This window comes from Candidatus Saccharibacteria bacterium oral taxon 488 (assembly GCA_010202645.1).
Taxonomy (GTDB): Bacteria; Patescibacteriota; Saccharimonadia; order Saccharimonadales; family Saccharimonadaceae; genus Nanosynbacter.
Genome location: CP047920.1, coordinates 490,284 through 507,238, shown reverse-complemented (window position 1 = coordinate 507,238; position 16,955 = coordinate 490,284). Strand labels below are relative to the sequence as shown.

The 16,955-nt window shown below is 54.3% G+C and carries 12 protein-coding genes; 11 read left to right on the top strand and 1 reads right to left on the bottom strand.

Annotated features, from left to right (window positions below):
* The first annotated feature begins 270 nt into the window (after positions 1-270).
* From nusA to GWK77_02740, 5 genes are read left to right on the top strand one after another with little or no spacing between them, the layout of a single operon-like run.
* Positions 271-1,392 carry a transcription termination/antitermination protein NusA gene (gene nusA / locus GWK77_02760; GenBank protein QHU93080.1) on the top strand — a complete coding sequence of 374 codons (1,122 nt, stop codon included), beginning with the start codon at positions 271-273 and terminating at the stop codon, positions 1,390-1,392.
* A 40-nt stretch (positions 1,393-1,432) separates the two neighbouring features.
* On the top strand, positions 1,433-3,901 hold the full coding sequence (locus tag GWK77_02755) for an AAA domain-containing protein (GenBank protein ID QHU93420.1): 2,469 nt from the start codon (positions 1,433-1,435) through the stop codon (positions 3,899-3,901).
* The gene (locus tag GWK77_02750; GenBank protein ID QHU93079.1) at positions 3,885-4,862 is read left to right on the top strand and encodes a hypothetical protein; all 978 of its coding nucleotides are present in this window, start codon (positions 3,885-3,887) and stop codon (positions 4,860-4,862) included. Before GWK77_02755 ends, GWK77_02750 begins: the two co-directional genes overlap by 17 nt.
* Positions 4,862-6,211, top strand: a complete 1,350-nt coding sequence (gene radA, locus GWK77_02745; protein ID QHU93078.1) for a DNA repair protein RadA — start codon at positions 4,862-4,864, stop codon at positions 6,209-6,211. The genes GWK77_02750 and radA overlap by 1 nt, the downstream gene beginning before the upstream one ends.
* Positions 6,212-6,236: 25 nt before the next feature.
* Entirely contained in the window at positions 6,237-7,142 is a 906-nt protein-coding gene (locus GWK77_02740; protein ID QHU93077.1) for a hypothetical protein, read from the top strand.
* 78 nt (positions 7,143-7,220) lie between these two features.
* On the opposite strand, the gene GWK77_02735 is transcribed toward GWK77_02740, so the two are convergent.
* A complete protein-coding gene (locus GWK77_02735; GenBank protein ID QHU93076.1) occupies positions 7,221-9,929 on the bottom strand; it encodes a hypothetical protein in 2,709 nt (902 codons plus the stop codon).
* A 73-nt stretch (positions 9,930-10,002) separates the two neighbouring features.
* On the opposite strand from GWK77_02735, the gene GWK77_02730 reads away from it, so the two are divergent.
* The 6 genes from GWK77_02730 to GWK77_02705 are packed head-to-tail and all read left to right on the top strand — an operon-like array spanning position 10,003 to position 16,951.
* Positions 10,003-11,220, top strand: a complete 1,218-nt coding sequence (locus tag GWK77_02730) for a tyrosine--tRNA ligase (protein QHU93075.1) — start codon at positions 10,003-10,005, stop codon at positions 11,218-11,220.
* A 2-nt stretch (positions 11,221-11,222) separates the two neighbouring features.
* Positions 11,223-12,989 carry a phospho-sugar mutase gene (locus GWK77_02725; protein QHU93074.1) on the top strand — a complete coding sequence of 589 codons (1,767 nt, stop codon included), beginning with the start codon at positions 11,223-11,225 and terminating at the stop codon, positions 12,987-12,989.
* Entirely contained in the window at positions 12,986-15,028 is a 2,043-nt protein-coding gene (gene recG / locus GWK77_02720; protein QHU93073.1) for an ATP-dependent DNA helicase RecG, read from the top strand. Before GWK77_02725 ends, recG begins: the two co-directional genes overlap by 4 nt.
* A gap of 10 nt (positions 15,029-15,038) precedes the next feature.
* Positions 15,039-15,857, top strand: coding sequence for a hypothetical protein (locus tag GWK77_02715; protein QHU93072.1), 819 nt, complete (start codon positions 15,039-15,041; stop codon positions 15,855-15,857).
* Positions 15,847-16,398, top strand: coding sequence for a 16S rRNA (guanine(966)-N(2))-methyltransferase RsmD (gene rsmD / locus GWK77_02710; GenBank protein QHU93071.1), 552 nt, complete (start codon positions 15,847-15,849; stop codon positions 16,396-16,398). The genes GWK77_02715 and rsmD overlap by 11 nt, the downstream gene beginning before the upstream one ends.
* On the top strand, positions 16,391-16,951 hold the full coding sequence (locus GWK77_02705; protein QHU93070.1) for a hypothetical protein: 561 nt from the start codon (positions 16,391-16,393) through the stop codon (positions 16,949-16,951). Before rsmD ends, GWK77_02705 begins: the two co-directional genes overlap by 8 nt.
* Positions 16,952-16,955 lie beyond the last annotated feature (4 nt).

The window sequence follows — 16,955 nt, the reverse complement described above, 5'->3', positions numbered from 1 at the left end:
AGTTGTCAAAAGGCTGATATATATATATCACTATTAGTAGAAAATGTCAATGCTTTTTGTCAAGATTGTGAATAGCTATGAGCTCCCACCTCTGTTAGATACGTATACCCGTTCACAGGCTAACATGGGTAAATGAGATGACTAAACTTGACGTCGCCCGGCTGGGTATGCTACACTACTGACATATCCGGCCAATCAGGTCGGAGTTTTTCGTCTCTTGGGCGTTTGCAATGAAACGTAGTATAATAAAAATAGCGTAAAGGAGCTAGTATGGAAGATTTGAATATCAAGCAGTTGACGTTGGCGGTGCGGACAATTGCCGAGGAAAAGAACCTGCCAGAAGAAGCGGTTTTGGAGGTGATCGAGCAGGCCATCGCCGCAGCGTGGCGGCGTGATAACGGCACGCGCGAGCAATTGGTGCGCGCTAGCCTCAACATCAACAGCGGCACGGCTGTGGTATCAGTCGTCAAAACTGTGGTTGAAGAAGTCGAAAATGACGTCAATCAAATGAGCCTCGACGAGGCTAAGACGGTTGATCCGGTGGCTGAACTGGGCAGTGAAGTGACAGTCGAGACTCACAACGTGACGACGTTTGGCCGGGTGGCAGCCCAGACCGCCAAGCAAGTGATTTTGCAGCGGCTGCGCGAGGCAGAGCGCGAAGTGGTTCTGGCGGAATTTGAAGATAAGATTGGCACAGTGGTGACTGGTACGATTCAGCGGGTTGAGCCGCGCGTGGTGCGAATCGAGCTGGGCAAGGCAGTCGGCATCATGCCGCAGTCTGAGCAAATCCCTGGCGAATACTACGGTGTTGGTCGCCGCGTCAAGGTATATATCAAGGACATTGAGCGCGAAGGTCGCGGTCCGCAGTTGATCTTGAGCCGCGGCAATGAAGAATTTGTGCGGTTCTTGTTCAGCCAGGAAGTGCCAGAGATGGAAACGGGCGCCGTGGAGATCAAAGCCATTGCCCGCGAGGCTGGTCGCCGCACCAAATTGGCGGTTGCATCGGCATTGCCGGGTGTTGACCCAGTCGGTACCTTTGTCGGTGGTCACGGGACGCGTGTTCAGGCGGTGATGAATGAAATTGGCGAGCAGGAAAAAATTGACATCATTCCGTTCGAGGAGGATACAGCTGGTTTTATCGCGAATGCCATGAGTCCAGCAGAAGTACTGAGTGTGACGGTTAATGAAGATGAAAAGCGAGCAACGGTCTACGTCAGCGAGGATCAGCAATCAGTGGCTATTGGCCGGGCTGGGCAGAATGTTCGCTTGGCATCACGTCTGACTGGCTATGAACTGGACATTGAGGCGAAGGCGGCTGTTAAACCTGAAGCAAAACCTCGCAAAAATATCGAGGACAGTTTGATGAGCGTAGTTGAGGAGGTGGCAGAATAGGCTGCTTTCTGACAATCGCCAAAAACGAAAGGAGGGCGATATGCCGGAAGATTTTTCTGAATTGGAATCTCGGCTGACTGATACCGCCAAGGCCAGCTTAGAGCGTGCCGGGCTGCTGGCGCATAATAGCGGCAGTCCATATGTTGGTACTGAGCATGTGCTGCTCGGCGTGCTGGCGCAAAATTCATCGCTGGGTGCGAAGATTTTGGCGGAGAGTGGTGTGACGCTGGATCGAGCGGAGTTGGCTCTAGGCTTAACCGCGCAGTCGTTCGTGGTGGTGGTTGTTCACAAAGGTATGAACGCCGAGGTGCTGGAGACGATACGGACGGCTTGGCAGCTAGCGACGGAGTTTGGGCAGGAGCGCATCGGCACTGAGCACATTGTTTATAGTATGCTGTTGCAGCACAAGGCGCGGGCGACAAAGCTACTCAGTGATATGAATGTGGATCTGGAGGAGCTGCGCGGTACACTAGAGGACGTATTTGATCGGCAGCAGCTGGAGGCCATACAGGACGAGTCGAAGGAAGGTGCGGCGCCGCATGCTCGTCGGTCGGCCGATCTCAAGCTCCTTGATCAGTATGGAGTTGACATGACGGAGCGAGCGCGGAGCGGACTGCTTGATCCAGTGGTCGGTCGGGAAGTCGAGACAGAGCGGCTGATCACAGTGCTTGGGCGGCGCGGCAAAAATAATCCAGCGCTGATCGGCGAGCCGGGCGTCGGTAAAACCGCAGTGGTCGAAGGATTGGCACAGCGCATCGCAGCGGGGAAGGTGCCGGAGTTTTTGGTCGGCAAGCGGCTGATTCAGCTTGACCTGACGGCTATGGTCGCCGGCACAAAGTTTCGTGGCCAGTTTGAGGAGCGCTTACAAAAAGTGGTGGCCGCAGCGCGTAATCATCAGGAGATTATGTTGTTCATTGATGAGCTGCATTTATTGGTCGGGGCTGGCTCGGCCGAGGGGTCGATGGATGCGGCGAACGTCCTAAAGCCAGCGTTGGCGCGTGGTGAGGTACGGGTGATCGGCGCAACGACATTTGACGAATACCGCAAGCACATCGAAAAAGATGCGGCCCTCAGTCGGCGGTTTCAAGCGGTGACCGTGGCCGAGCCAGACGAGCAGGCAGCCGTGACCATGGTGCGGGCGCTAGCGGGTCGGCTGGCGACACATCATCGACTGCGGATTTCTGATGAGATGATCGAGCTGAGCGTGGCCCTCAGTCAGCGCTACGTGACGGAGCGTCATTTGCCGGACAAGGCGATTGACGTACTCGATGAGGCGGCGGCGCTGGTTAATACGCAACGGCCAGCCAAGCCAACCAAACAGCAACAGCTAGCACGGCGGATCAAGCAGCTGGCGGGCAAGCTTGATGCAGCGGTCGAGGCTGAGCAATATCAACGCGCGGCTGAGCTAAAGGTTCGCATCAAACAACTGGAGCAGCAGGCCAAGCAGCTGCCGGCTGATGATTCGGTACTGCCGGAACTGACCGAGGATGACGTACGGCGAGCGGTGGCGGCGATGGCTGGTGTACCGGCGGAAAAAGTAACGGTGAATGAGCGCAAAGACCTGGCGGCGCTGGAACAGCGGCTGGGCCGGTCGGTGCTTGGTCAAGAGAAGGCCGTGGCGACACTGGCGCGAACCATTCGCCGGGCGCGGGCCGGGCTAAATCGGCGGTCAGGGCCACTTGGGTCGTTCATTTTTCTCGGGCCGACTGGTGTGGGCAAGACGGAGCTAGCTCGCGTATTGGCGCGGGAAGTGTTTGGCGGCGACAATAGTTTGATCAAGATTGACATGAGTGAGTTCTCGGAGCGGCATACGGCCAGTCAGTTGATTGGCGCACCGGCTGGTTATGTTGGCTATGATGAGGGCGGCAAATTGACCGACAAAGTTCGCCGGCAGCCGTACAGCGTGGTGCTGTTTGATGAGATTGAGAAGGCGCATCCGGATGTACTGAACTTGCTGCTACAGATTTTAGAAGACGGCAAGCTGAGCGATTCGCGCGGTCGGTCGGTGAGTTTTCGCCAGACGATCGTGATCTTGACCAGCAATGTTGGCGCCGAGGCGATGGTGCGCGACGGTGAGCTGGGCTTTGGCTCGCACAGTGACGATACCTCACGGGCGGACGATGTGAATGAGCGCAACGCTCGAGCGGCGCGTCGCGAGCTGGAGGAGTTACTGCGGCCGGAGCTAATCGGGCGGTTTGATGCGGTGGTGCATTTCAAGCGTTTGATTCGGCCGGTGGTGGGCAAGATTTTTGATAATCTTGTGAGCGAGCTCAAGGCGGCAGTGCAGGCGCAGCAGATGACGCTGGTCATCACGCCGACCGCTAAACGTTGTATCATAGACAACGGATTTGATGAACAGCGAGGGGCACGGGTGCTTCGGCAGACGATTCAGACGATGTTGGCCGATCCGCTCAGTGACGTCTTGTTATCCGACCAGGCCCGTCCCGGTGCGGTGTTGGTGGCAACCACGAAAAATCGTGAGGTAGTGATCAATGTTACGGCTGCGTAATCTCCTCGGCGTCGTGGTGTTTGTGGGGCTGGTGGCCGGCGGTAGCTGGCTGGTACTCAATCGCCAGCTAGTGCTGGATCATATCAGGGTCTGGCAGTATCAACCGAGCCAGGACATAGCAACATTGGCGCAACGGGCAACGATGACTGACAAGGCCAAATTTAGCTTTTATCTCGCGCAGCCGCGACTAGAAAACGCCACGCAGTTTAATCACGATTGCCGTCGTGTCGAACAGGCCAGCCCGATCGTCGGCTGTTACGCCCACGCCAAAGAGACCATTCACATTTATAACGTGCAGAACGCGGAGCTAGACGGTATCAAAGAGGTGACGGCGGCTCACGAAATGCTGCACGTGGCGTGGTCGCGCTATTCGGCGGAGCAGCGCCAGCGGCTGGGCGAGCTACTGGAGGCGGCTTACGCCAAGGTCAAGACCAAAAAGCTGGAGGAGCGGATGGCGTATTATGAGCGTGCTCAGCCGGGTACGCGCGCCAATGAGCTGCATTCAATTTTGGGTACAGAGTTTGCTGATCTCGGGTCGGAGCTGGAGGCGCACTATGCTGAGTACTTTAGCAATCGAGCGGCGCTACTAAAATTGCATGCCCAGTATAATCAAAAGTTCACTAGCGCCGAGGCCGAGGCCGATGCGCTGGCGGCTAGTCTCGCCAGGCGAAAGCGCGAAATTGAGCAGCTAACGACGTCATACAGTGCACGCATTAGTGCCTATAACCAAGACGTAGCAGCATTTAATCAGCGCGCGACGACGGGCGGTTTTCAGACACAAGCTGAGTTTCAGGCTGAGCGAACCCGGCTGAGCCAGCGTGGCCTGGCGCTTCGTCGTGAACAGCAAACCATCCAGGACAAGGTCGATGCCTATAACACTGACGTTGAAAAATTAAACGCACTGGGGCGCAAGATTGATCAGCTAAACCAAAGCCTCGATAGTCAAAAGGTGGTTAAATAATGGCCCGAGCAAAGTCGCAATTTATCTGCCAGCAATGCGGCGCCAGCTATCCGAAATGGGTCGGCAAGTGCGACAATTGCGGCGAGTGGAATTCGCTGGTTGAGCAATTGCCAGTTGACACCGGCGCGTCGGCGGTAGCGCGTAGCAGCGGCAAGGGCAAGGCGCTCACCACGCTCAGGCTCAGCGAGACGGCCGCCGAAGCCAAGCAAGCGCGGCTGGCAACCGGCATTGCTGACCTCGACGCGGTACTTGGCGGTGGCTTTTTGCCAGGCGGCGTGGTGCTGGTGGCGGGGCAGCCAGGGATTGGTAAAAGTACCCTGCTGGCGCAAGTGGCGGCATTCATCGCCCGGCAGCAGCCGGTGCTGTACGTTAGCGGCGAAGAGTCAGTGTCGCAGGTTAAATTGCGGGCTGAGCGGTTGGGTGCGGTTGATTCAGAAAATCTGCAGCTGGCGTCCAGTAACAGCGCCGAGGACATCGCCGCCTCCATCCAGACTGGCCAGTACAACTTGGTGATTGTCGATTCCATACAGACATTGTCGCTCGCAGAAATTGCCTCAGCGCCAGGCTCGGTCAGTCAAATCACCAACTCATCCAACGTCATCATTCGCGCTGCCAAGGCCGCAAACACCGCGGTGATTTTGGTCGGTCACGTCACCAAAGAAGGCTCAATTGCTGGGCCGAAAGTCCTGGAACATTTGGTTGATGTGGTATTGAACTTTGAGGGCGACCGCTACGGCGGGTTCCGGGTGGTGCGGGCGCAGAAAAACCGCTATGGTTCGACCAATGAGGCGGCAATTTTTGAAATGCACGAGGACGGCTTACAGATTGTGGCTAATCCATCAGCTAGTTTGCTATCGGAACGGCAAAATCTCGACGGCTCCATCGTCCTCGCGACCATGGAGGGCGCGCGGCCGCTATTGGTGGAGATTCAGGCATTGGTCAACCCGACGAATTTTGGCTATCCCAAACGCGCGGCCAGCGGCTTTGATCTCAATCGCTTGAACTTGTTGGTGGCGGTGCTAGAAAAGCGCACCAAGCTCGATCTCTCCGACAAAGATATTTACATCAACGTGGTTGGCGGCTTGAAACTGAGCGATCCAGCGGCGGACTTGGCGGTCGCCATGGCCATTGCCTCAGCCTCAGCTGGCCGTAAGCTCAGCGACGAAGCGGTGGTGTTTGGCGAAGTCGGTTTGGGTGGTGAAGTGCGCTCGGCTCAAGGCTGGCACGTCCGCGTCAAAGAGGCCAAGAAGCTCGGTTTCACCTACGCCATTGCGCCAAAAACTCACAAGGATGCATTTGTGCGCGGCGTCGGCGATTTACGCCAGGCGCTGATTGATTATTTACAATAACGTTATTATATAAAAGGAAATTATTATGGAAAAAACAATTGAACTTCTCATCATTATCATGCTGCTGGCCATCATGGCGGAGATATATCTGCTGGTTAAGCCGCGGCGGCACGCAGGCAGCGGCACGCAGTTGCCAATTTTGGTCGACACCTCGGTGTTGATGGACGGCCGGGTGGTTGATCTGGCAAAAACTGGGTTCTTACTGGGGCAGATCATCGTGCCGCGTAGTGTGCTGACAGAATTGCAACTGTTGGCCGACGGCGCTGATCATGCTAAGCGCGAACGTGCCCGCTTTGGTATGGACGCCATGAAGGAATTAAAAGATGTGTTGGGTGGCTCGTTTACGTTACTTGATGACGCAACGCGCATTCCTGAGGGCGTTGATAACCGCCTGTTGCAACTCGCCAAGGAAATGAATGCTGCTATTTTGACGCTGGACTACAACCTGAACAAGGTGGCGCAAGTCGAAGGCATTCAGATCCTCAATATTAATGAGCTGGCCAAGAGTTTGCGGATGAGCTATTTGCCTGGCGATGAGCTGGTGCTTGAATTGACGCAAAAAGGTCAGGATTCTCATCAGGCGGTTGGTTACTTGCATGACGGTACGATGGTGGTGGTTGAGCAAGCCAAAAAGTTCTTGGGTCAGAAAAAACGCATTGAAATTATTCGTAGCCTACAGACCGACGCTGGCAAGATGATGTTTGCGAAGGTTTGCGCCGAGCCAAAAGAAGCAAAAGAGGCGGCGCAACAGTCACCAGCTCAAGCTGCCCCCAAACAACCCAAGCAGCGCTCCACGGGTCGTCGGCCGCAGACCAGCAAGGCGGCGAAACCCGATGCCTCGCGCGCCGCAGCTCAAGGTCACCGTTCGGCTCGCCCCAAGACCCAGGCGCAGCGCGAGGCTGACTTGATCCGGATGGTTAATGAGCAATAGTCGCTAAGACTAAGAAGAAGTAAAAACCAGACTGAAGCGGTCTGGTTTTTATGTGTCACAGGGGGAAAGAGAGGCGGATTAGTCGGAGCTTGAGCTGCTGCCTACCGAGAAGCTGCCGCTGTCTGATGCAGTATAGTAGCCTTCGTCGCGGGCGATCGCCTGAATGGTGTGCCGACCTGGGCTACTGACCCTGATATCGACCGAAACACTGCCACCACTACCGGAGATCGACTCGCTTTTGACGCTGCGACCATCAACGAGGATGTCAATCGAGGTGAGCGGGAACGTGCCGTTGGTGGCGCGGGCGGTGATGGTGCGGCTGGAGCCAGAGCCAGAAAGCGATAGGCTGACACTCGGCTTGGCGTCGTCACATTTGTGCTTATCGTCATCAGCGTTGGCGTCGTAACCTTCAGGCGCTGAGTATGATGGTTTCTTAGTGAGCGGGTCAATGGTCTTGGTGACCTCAATTTCCTCGATGGCGTCAGCTGGCGTACAATTTGTCGCCTTTTTCTTGGAGACACGGTCAAACTTAATCTTTTCAGTGGTCTCGCCCTGTTTTTTATTCCACCACGATGGATAGAGCTCTTTGCCTTGCTGTTGGATACCATTTGGTCGCTTGAACCAATCATTTGGCTTCCATTTGCCTTGTTTGGCATAGACCTCGTTGTGAGCAAATGACATGACGTTACGCACCACCGGCATACCAAAGGCCGAGTTCGGGGTGTTGATGGTGCTGGTGTCGGAATTACCGAGCCACATACCCATGACCAGCGCCGGGCTATAGTTAACGATCCAGACATCCTTGGCGTGGCCGTTTTTGTCGGTGGTACCAGTCTTGGCGGCGGTTCTAACGCCAGGCACATTCATTGCACCGTAACCGTGCAAGTCACGCGCCGCGTCCGCGTCACCCAAGATATCATTGATGATGTAGGCGACTTGCGGGTCGGTTGCCTGTTTGCTCTCGTCTTTCCATTTCTTTAGCGTATCGCCCTGGCTGTTGGTTACCTCGAGGACGTTGGTGCTTGGTTTGGCGACACCCATGCGGGCAAAGGTGCCATAAGCATTCACTAACTCGGTCTGCTTCGTACCGCAGGCGCCAATGGCTGCTGACAGTCCGTAGCCGCCGGCCGCTTCTTCTTGTTGGCAATAATTGGTATTACCCATGTTGTGAATATAGTCAACGGTTGGTTTTGGTGAGCCGTTACCTGCGATGTACATTGCCTTGACCGCTGGGATATTACGGGAAAGCGCTAGCGAGCGGCGAATAGAAATACTTCCCATAAATCGTCGGTCCCAGTTGTTCAGCTTGGCGCCATAAATCTTGTCTATGTTCTCGTCGCTGAGGATTGAGCCTGAGCCGTAATTTTGCTGATTACTGCCGCGATTCTCAAACAGTTTGGCGTAGTCGAAAGCCTTGATGGTCGAACCCGGCTGGATAAAGGCGGTGGCGGCATTATCCTGTCCAAAGCCAGCATAATTAAAATCACGACTGCCAACGAGGGCGACAATCTGTCCAGTCTGTGTGTCCTCAACCGTTGCCGCGCCGTTACTAATGCGCACTCGACCCGGACGGCCTGAGTCAAAGAAGGCTTTCATCTCTGTTTCGAGCTTCTCCTGAATCCTCCAATCCAGTGTCGTCTTGACAGTTAGTCCGCCGCGACCAACGACCGCTTTACCGAGTTCACGCTCCAGTTGATTGCGCACCATGAGCACGAAATGCGGCGCCTTGATGCCGGCTAGCTGTTCGGTCTCGGGCTTGATCTTGTCAAGGATCGGATACTGCTTGGCTTCTTTGGCCTGCGCTTCAGTGATGTAGCCCTGTTCCAGCATGTAGTCCAGCGTCGTGTGCTGGCGCGACAACAGCATCTTGCGGCCAGCGACATTGTACGGATTGAACGTGCTCGGGTTTTGCGGAATTGAAGCTAGCAGCGCTGCCTCGGCCAGAGTGAGATCCTTGGCGGACTTGCCAAAGTATGTTTGAGCAGCTGATTCTGCGCCATTGCGCCGACCGCCGTATGGTGCTTGATTGAGATAGAGCGTGAGAATTTGCTCTTTGTTGTACATGCGCTCAACTTCGATCGCCAGGATGATTTCCTTGATCTTGCGTGGAATACCACTAAGGCCACGTTTATCGGCGTCATCAGCAAAGAAGACTTGCTTGACGAGCTGTTGTGTCAGCGTCGAGCCGCCCTGCACCTGTCGACCCGATGCCGTGCTAAACATAGCACGGGTCAGTCCACTGACGCTGATGCCGTGGTGCTTATAAAAATCACGATCCTCGATGGCGATGGTTGCTTTCTTGAGATAATCGCTAATTTTATCAGCCTCAACCACTAGCTTATAATTATCCGTACCCTTATCTTCCCAGAGTAGCGCACCGTTGCGGTCATAATACTTGGTGACTGTCGTCTGGACGCGCTTGGCGAGTTCACCCGGGCGGATCTTGTCGAGGTCTTTACGGAAGTAAGCAAACAGGCCGCCGATCAGGATAATCACCGCAACAATGGCGACGCCAAGGATCTTGAGCGCCATTAAGCCGCCGCGCTTTGAGAACCAATAGCGAAAGACGCGCTTGGGGTGGAGGCGGTAAAAGAACCGCTTGACAGGGTGCTTTGGTAGGCTTGCCAGGTACTCCGCTTTTTCGCGGGAGCGCTTATCCTTCTTTAGTCGACGCTTATTCGCCAAGTTTGCATAGACACTTAGCCGTTTTGCCGGCTTTGGATGCGGACGTGACGGCGCTGGTTTGGCGCTGGAGCCCGACTGCTTATCTGAGGGTTTCTCGTTCACACTATCATTATATCACGCCTATGTTTCGCTTCAATCATAAAATTGCTATACTAATAACCAGAAAAGGAGGAATATGCAATTATCAGAGGAGCTAAAGTGGCGCGGGTTTTGGAATCAAGCGACATTCACCGATGATGAGCGTATCGATTCGGGAAATTTTACGCTCTATTTGGGGACAGATCCGTCGGCGGACAGTTTGCATGTCGGGCATCTGGCGGTCTATATGATGGTGCGGCATTTTTTGGAGCGCGGTCACAAGGTGTTTTTGCTGGTTGGTGGCGGCACAGGCATGATTGGTGATATGCGCGACACCGAGGAGCGGAGTCTGCTTTCTTATGCAGAGATTGAGCACAATAAACGAGCCTTGAAAGCCCAGGTATCGCAAATTTTTGCTGGACGCGATTTTACCCTAGTGGATAATGCGGACTGGTTGGGTAATCTGGAGCTATTACCGTTCCTCCGCGACATTGGCAAGAATTTCAACATGGCAGAGTTAACGACGCGGGAGTTTTTTAAGGCACGTATCGCTAACGGCAAGGGGTTGAGCTTTGCTGAATTTACCTACACCTTGCTGCAGGGTTATGATTTCTGGCATCTGTTCAAACATCACGGTGTTAATTTGCAAATCGGCGGTTCCGACCAGTGGGGTAATTTGCTCTCAGGCGTGGAATTGATCCGCAAAAAAGAAAATGCCGAAGTCTACGCCATGACTGCGCCGCTACTCATCAACAAGTCAACTGGGCGCAAATTTGGCAAATCCGAAGGTGGTGCCGTGTGGCTGGACGAAAATAAAACCAGCGTGTACAAGTTCTATCAATTCTGGCTGAACGTTGATGACGAAAGCGCCATTGAATACATGAAGATTTTCACCATGCTTGATCGCGACACTATTGAAGCCATCGCTGAAAACCACGCCGTCAATCGAGGTGCGCGCTCAGCTCAAAAAGTCTTGGCGCGCGAAGTCACCGACATCGTTCACGGCGTCAATCGGCGCGAATCAGTGGAGCGGGTGACGGAAGTATTGTTTGGCGGCGGCGATTTCCGGCAATTGTCAGACGACGACTTGGATACCCTGGCCAAAGAAATTCCACGTGTTGATGTCGGCGTCGGTGTCATCGAAGCGTTGGTGGTTTCTGGCGCGGTCAGCTCCAACGGCGAGGCCAGGCGCCTGCTCAAATCTGGCGCCATCAGCCTCAACGGCGAAAGACTCGCCGAAGACCAAGCTATCAACACCACGTCGTTATTGAAAAAAGGTAAAAATACGTTTGTATTAATTATGGAGGGAGAATAGTCATGGACTCAGTCAAGCAACACGTATCAGCAGAAGCAGCAGCAAACATCGAGCGTTGGCTAACAGAATCGAAATATGCCGAATACAAGGTAGAGCTAGAGCAGATGATTGCAAATGAGCAGTGGCAAGATCTGGAAGACGCATTTTTCAAGGTAATTGAGTTTGGTACTGGCGGTCGACGCGGCACAACGGGAGTCGGCTCAAACCGCATCAATCGCGTCACGATTGGTGAATCGGCGCAAGCACTGTGTCGCTATGCTCAGCAGTTTGATCCTGATGCACCAGCAAAAGGTGTGGTCATCGCGTGTGATACGCGCTTGACCTCACCAGAACTCAGCCAATACACCGCGCGGGTGTGTGCCGCCAATGGATTTAAGACATATATTTTTGATAGCTTTCGGGCGACTCCAGAGCTGAGTTTCGCCGTACGACACCTTGGCTGTGCTGTCGGAATTGTGATTTCGGCCAGCCACAATCCACCGACCGATAACGGCTTTAAGGCGTATTGGGACGATGGTGCGCAGGTAGTGCCACCGCATGACCGAGGCATCTTGGATGCGGCAGCAGCGGTGACCGAGGTGTTAGCCGAGCCGGATTTTGAGGCGGCGGTGGCCGAGGGCAAGATTACCATTATCGGTCAGGATGTTGACGAGGCGTATTATACGGCGGTGTTAGCGCAAGCTGATGGCCAGGAGCGTGATTTGATAATCGCCTATTCACCGCTCCATGGTGCGGGGCAGACTAATGTCCTACCGGTATTGCGTCAGGCTGGATTTACTCAGATTACGACGGTCGATGAGCAGATGGTGCCGGATGGTAATTTCCCAACAATTGCTAATCGTAAGCCCAATCCCGAGGAGCGCGCCGCCAATGACATGGTTGTTGCACGGATGATGGAAACGTCGGCTGATATTGCGATTACCAACGATCCCGATGCTGATCGAATTGGTGTAATTGTGAATCATCATGGCCAACCAATCTATCTCACCGGTAATCAATCCGCCGCACTTGCGACTGATTATGCCCTCCGGAAATTGCAAGAGCGAGGCGGCGTCACCCCGCAGCATTACATCGTTAAGACCATCGTTACAACTGATATGATGAAGGCACTGGCAGACAGCTATGGTGCTACCTGCTACGGCGACCTGCTGATTGGCTTTAAGTATATCGGTGAAGTTATTCGCCAGAAAGAAGGCACTGATGAGGTGTTTGTGCTGGGTGGTGAGGAAAGTTATGGCCTGCTCAAGGGCGACTATGCTCGTGATAAAGACGGTGCGGTTGGTGCGCTGGCACTCGCAGAATATGCGGCTGAGCTCAAGCAGCAGGGAAAAACGCTCGTTGATAAGCTGATGGAGCTGTATCGTGAAGTTGGGTTGTATGTGGAGCGGCTCGAAGTCGCCATCTATCCGGGTGCCGAAGGGTTCGCAACGATGCAGCAGATTATGAACTCACTGCGCACCGATCCACCAAAGATGATTGGCGATCAGGTAGTGTCCGCAGTGTCCGACTATCAGACACTGGTGCGAACGGCAGCTGATGGGGCGACCACGGCAATTAATTGCGTCAAGGGTAATGTACTGGTATTTGAGTGTGGTGATTCACGCCGCCGTATTACGATTCGCCCGAGTGGTACTGAGCCAAAGCTAAAATTCTATATACAGTGGCATGAAGAGACGACAAATCCAGAAGAGGACTATACACGAGTACAAGACGCCCTCAAGCAGCTATTCGAGGCGCTGCAGGCTGAGGCGCTCAGTCGAGTGCAATGAAACTAACAACCCCACTGGAACACATCAAAGGCGTCGGCCCCAAAACCGCCCAAGCGCTGTCGGCGGCGGGTCTGGAGACGGTGGCGGACGCCTTGGATTTTTTGCCGCGGGCGTATGATGATTATTCAGCGGCGGTCAACATCGCCGATCTTCAGCCGGGCAAGGTGACGGTGCGGGCGCGCTGCGAGTCGATTTCGACGCGGATTGTGCGCCGAGGCCTGAGGATTACCACAGCGGTGCTGGCGGATGATTCTGGCAAGGTCAAGGCCGTTTGGTTCAATCAGCCGTACCGCGAATCGCAGCTGAGATCCGACGCCGAGTTCATGTTCTCCGGCCAATTTGGCATGCAATATAACAGCTATCAGATCAGCAATCCATCGGTCGAGCTCGCCAAGTCAACTGATACATCCGACGTCCACCATACGTCAGGCATCCATCCCGTCTACAAATCCATCAAAAACCTCCGCCCTAAAACCGTGCAGGATTTGCTGAAAAATTTGCGCCCCATCATGGAATTTTTGCCCGAAACACTGCCGGAGCACATCGTCCAGCGGCAAGCATTAGTCAGCCGTGCCGAAGCTGTCAAGTTTCTCCACGCGCCCAACAATCACGAGGAAATTACCCGCGGTCGTGAGCGGCTGGCGTTTGAAGAGTTGTTTGAGATGATTTTGGCGGCGCAGTTTAATAAGCAAGAGCAAACCAAGCTGACTGGTTGGCGTATCCCGTTCAATCAGCCGGTCGTCAAGCAATTCGTTGAGCAGCTGCCGTTTCCCTTGACCAACGCGCAGCGCCGCGCCGCCTGGCAGATTCTGCAAGATTTGGAGTCTGATCATCCGATGAACCGCTTGTTGCAGGGCGATGTCGGTTCAGGCAAAACAGTAGTCGCCGGGCTGGTGGCGGCGGAGGTGGCGCAGGCTGGCTTTCAGACGGCCATCATGGCGCCGACGGAGATTTTGGCGGCTCAGCACACCACAACGCTGGATGAATTATTGGCGCCATTTGGCGTGTCAGTGGCGCTGCTGACAGGACACGTCAAGGGCGCTCAGCGGCGGCAGCTGCTGGACAATTTAGCAAATGGTGACATTAACGTGGTGGTTGGTACGCACGCGCTGATTCAGGAAAAAGTGGCGTACCATAAGCTCGGTTTTGTGGTGATTGACGAGCAGCATCGGTTCGGCGTCAAGCAGCGGCAGGCATTGCTACAAAAGTCAGACCACATGCCGCATCTCCTCAGCATGACCGCTACGCCGATTCCGCGGAGCTTGGCGTTGACCTTGTACGGTGAACTTGATATCTCGATTTTGGACGAGCTGCCAGCTGGCCGTCAGCCGATTCAAACGAAAATTTGGTCGCCAGCCTCAGCGCCGAAGCTTTATGAAACCATTGACCATGAGCTAGCCCAGGGTCGCCAAGCCTATGTCATTTGCCCATTGATTGATGATAATCCCGACAATGACAAAAAGTCGGTCGAGGCGGAATATCACAAATTAGCGAAAACGATGTTTCGTCATCGCCAGGTCGGATTGCTACACGGTAAACTGCCGCCAGAGGAAAAAGCGGCGGTTATGCAGCAATTCGCGGACGGTGATATTGACATGCTGGTGAGTACCACGGTGGTGGAAGTTGGCGTCAACGTACCGAACGCCACGGTCATGCTCATCGAAAATGCCGATAATTTTGGGCTCAGCCAGCTTCATCAGCTGCGCGGGCGGGTTGGCCGTGGTGAACATCAGAGCTTTTGTCATCTGATGATGTCGAGCCATGACAAGCCAAGCCAGCGCCTCAGGGAAATTGAGAAGTCTCAAGACGGTTTTTATCTAGCGGAAGTTGACTTGAAACTGCGCGGTCCTGGCGAGATCTACGGCCGAGCGCAACATGGCGCATTGAACCTAAAAATTGCCTCGCTGAGCGACACGCCGCTGATTGCCCGTGCGCAAACTGAGGCCGAACGCTTTGTCAAAGAGGGGCAGGATTTGCTACAATATAACCATCTGGCGCGTGCCGTCAGTCGCTATCAGCGATTAACCACGCTAAATTAGTGAGATAAGTATGTATTCAGGAACCACATTTCACACCAAGTCAGGCAATCTGATGGGTGTTCATCAAAAAATTGATCGGGTCGCGCGGCGGCATATCGTGCAGCTATTGCCGTCGTGGTGCAACTTTCCGTCAAGCAGGCAGATTTTGCATTTCGAGGGTAATAATGGTCCTGACGGTATCAAGCGGAAAAGTCCGGCCGTTGATGAGCCGTGGCACTTCATTGACCCGCATGATCCGAATGACGTGGCGCTCCTCGAGATGGTTGATCAACATATCACCAATCTCGCAGCGGCGCTCAATGCTGATAACTGTGAGCGAGCAGCGTTTGAGGCAGCATGGATGGCGCATGCGATCACCGATGGCTTGACGCCACCGCATCATTTTCCGCTGGAGGAGAAATTGGCCCAGCTGCGCGGTGAAGGTATGGAGACTCGTAATTCGCTGATCAAAAAGAGCCTCATGCCGGGCGAAACGGTGCTCAAAACCCTGCGCAATAACTGGGAATTTTGGGGCGCAAAGGGCGTGATGACTATGCACCTGGCGTTTGAGGCGGGTGTCGCCAGCGTAGTGGCCTACCAACGGTTTGCCGCCGGCCTGCCGCAGCAGCACGATATTGAGGAGGTGCGACGAGCGGGCTTTCGGGCGTTTTATCTCGGCTGCGTTCACGAGGTGGCGGATATGGCCATGTATGAAAAGTTCGCCAAGACTGGCTGGACAACGGAGCTAGCGCGGCAGACCAATCGTCAACTGATGCCGCTGATCATTCGTGCGGTGGTGCTAGGCTGGCTGAGTGCAGTGTGGCTGGCCGAGGAACAGCGTGCGCGTTAAGCTCATCGCTGGTAAATTTGGCGGACGATTCATCCAAGCACCGCCAGGCTCAACGACGCATCCCATGGGCGAGCGAGTGCGCTCAGCGATGTTCAATTCACTAGGCAAAACCGTGCGTGGTGCGCGAGTGCTGGATGCCTTTGCCGGCTGTGGCGCGATTGGCTTGGAAGCGCTCAGTCGCGGTGCTGAGTCAGTGGTTTTCGTGGAACGAGATCGAGTTGCGCAGCGCGTTATCGCCGAAAACATAGCTAATTTGGGTGTTGATGAACAATCTATTGTAATAAAAACAACGGTATCAAATTGGCTGGAAAGCATGAGCGTAACAGAGGAGTTTGATATTATTTTTGCCGATCCGCCATACCACAACCCGCAGTTTTCCACAGTCTCGCGACTGATGGGACTTCTCAAACCGGGTGGACATATGGTATTATCACACTCAGGAATAGGTGAGGTGCCAATTCAGAACGGAATTGTTGTGGTGGACAATCGTAGTTATGGGGGTGCGCACCTCACTTACTTCCGTAAGGAGATAAGTGACTGACGCCAGTGAGGTGATGATGGAGAAGCAGCGAGACAAACACAATCACTCAGCTCTTCGCCCTGAACCCCTGCCGTTATGGACGAAAATGGCGGACGTAGCGATGCGGCCGCTGATGTTTATATTGGGCGGTTTTCGCCGAGACAGTATGCAGGAGACCCACCCGTGGCATTGCCAGCGTGATATTGATCCGTCGCTGATAGATCCAGCGCTGACGGTGACGACGAATGGTGAGACAGACGAGCTACTACCGGGCCACTTTTCATTTCTTTTTCATGCGCCAGGGCTCGTTGGCTGGCGTCATTATGCCGTGCTGCGGGCTAAGCCGCCGTTTCACATTGGTTGGGTAGTGCGTGAACGTGGGAGTGGTCAGGTAAGGCAGTCAATACTCCATCGTCTGCCAATCGATGATCAATACGTGCGAATGTTGAGTGGTCCAGCACACCTAGAGACAGAGTTTTTTGCGGTACATCCTGACGGAACGCAGATCGGACTGGAGATTATGGACACTGGTATGCTCGGTGATAACAAGTACCCAAGGGTACGATTATTATAAGGAG

Excerpts from the sequence above, each read along its gene's own strand:
- nusA (QHU93080.1), top strand. The coding sequence starts at position 271 with ATGGAAGATTTGAATATCAAGCAGTTGACGTTGGCGGTGCGGACAATT.
- GWK77_02755 (QHU93420.1), top strand. The coding sequence starts at position 1,433 with ATGCCGGAAGATTTTTCTGAATTGGAATCTCGGCTGACTGATACCGCC.
- GWK77_02750 (QHU93079.1), top strand. The coding sequence starts at position 3,885 with ATGTTACGGCTGCGTAATCTCCTCGGCGTCGTGGTGTTTGTGGGGCTG.
- radA (QHU93078.1), top strand. The coding sequence starts at position 4,862 with ATGGCCCGAGCAAAGTCGCAATTTATCTGCCAGCAATGCGGCGCCAGC.
- GWK77_02740 (QHU93077.1), top strand. The coding sequence starts at position 6,237 with ATGGAAAAAACAATTGAACTTCTCATCATTATCATGCTGCTGGCCATC.
- GWK77_02730 (QHU93075.1), top strand. The coding sequence starts at position 10,003 with ATGCAATTATCAGAGGAGCTAAAGTGGCGCGGGTTTTGGAATCAAGCG.
- GWK77_02725 (QHU93074.1), top strand. The coding sequence starts at position 11,223 with ATGGACTCAGTCAAGCAACACGTATCAGCAGAAGCAGCAGCAAACATC.
- recG (QHU93073.1), top strand. The coding sequence starts at position 12,986 with ATGAAACTAACAACCCCACTGGAACACATCAAAGGCGTCGGCCCCAAA.
- GWK77_02715 (QHU93072.1), top strand. The coding sequence starts at position 15,039 with ATGTATTCAGGAACCACATTTCACACCAAGTCAGGCAATCTGATGGGT.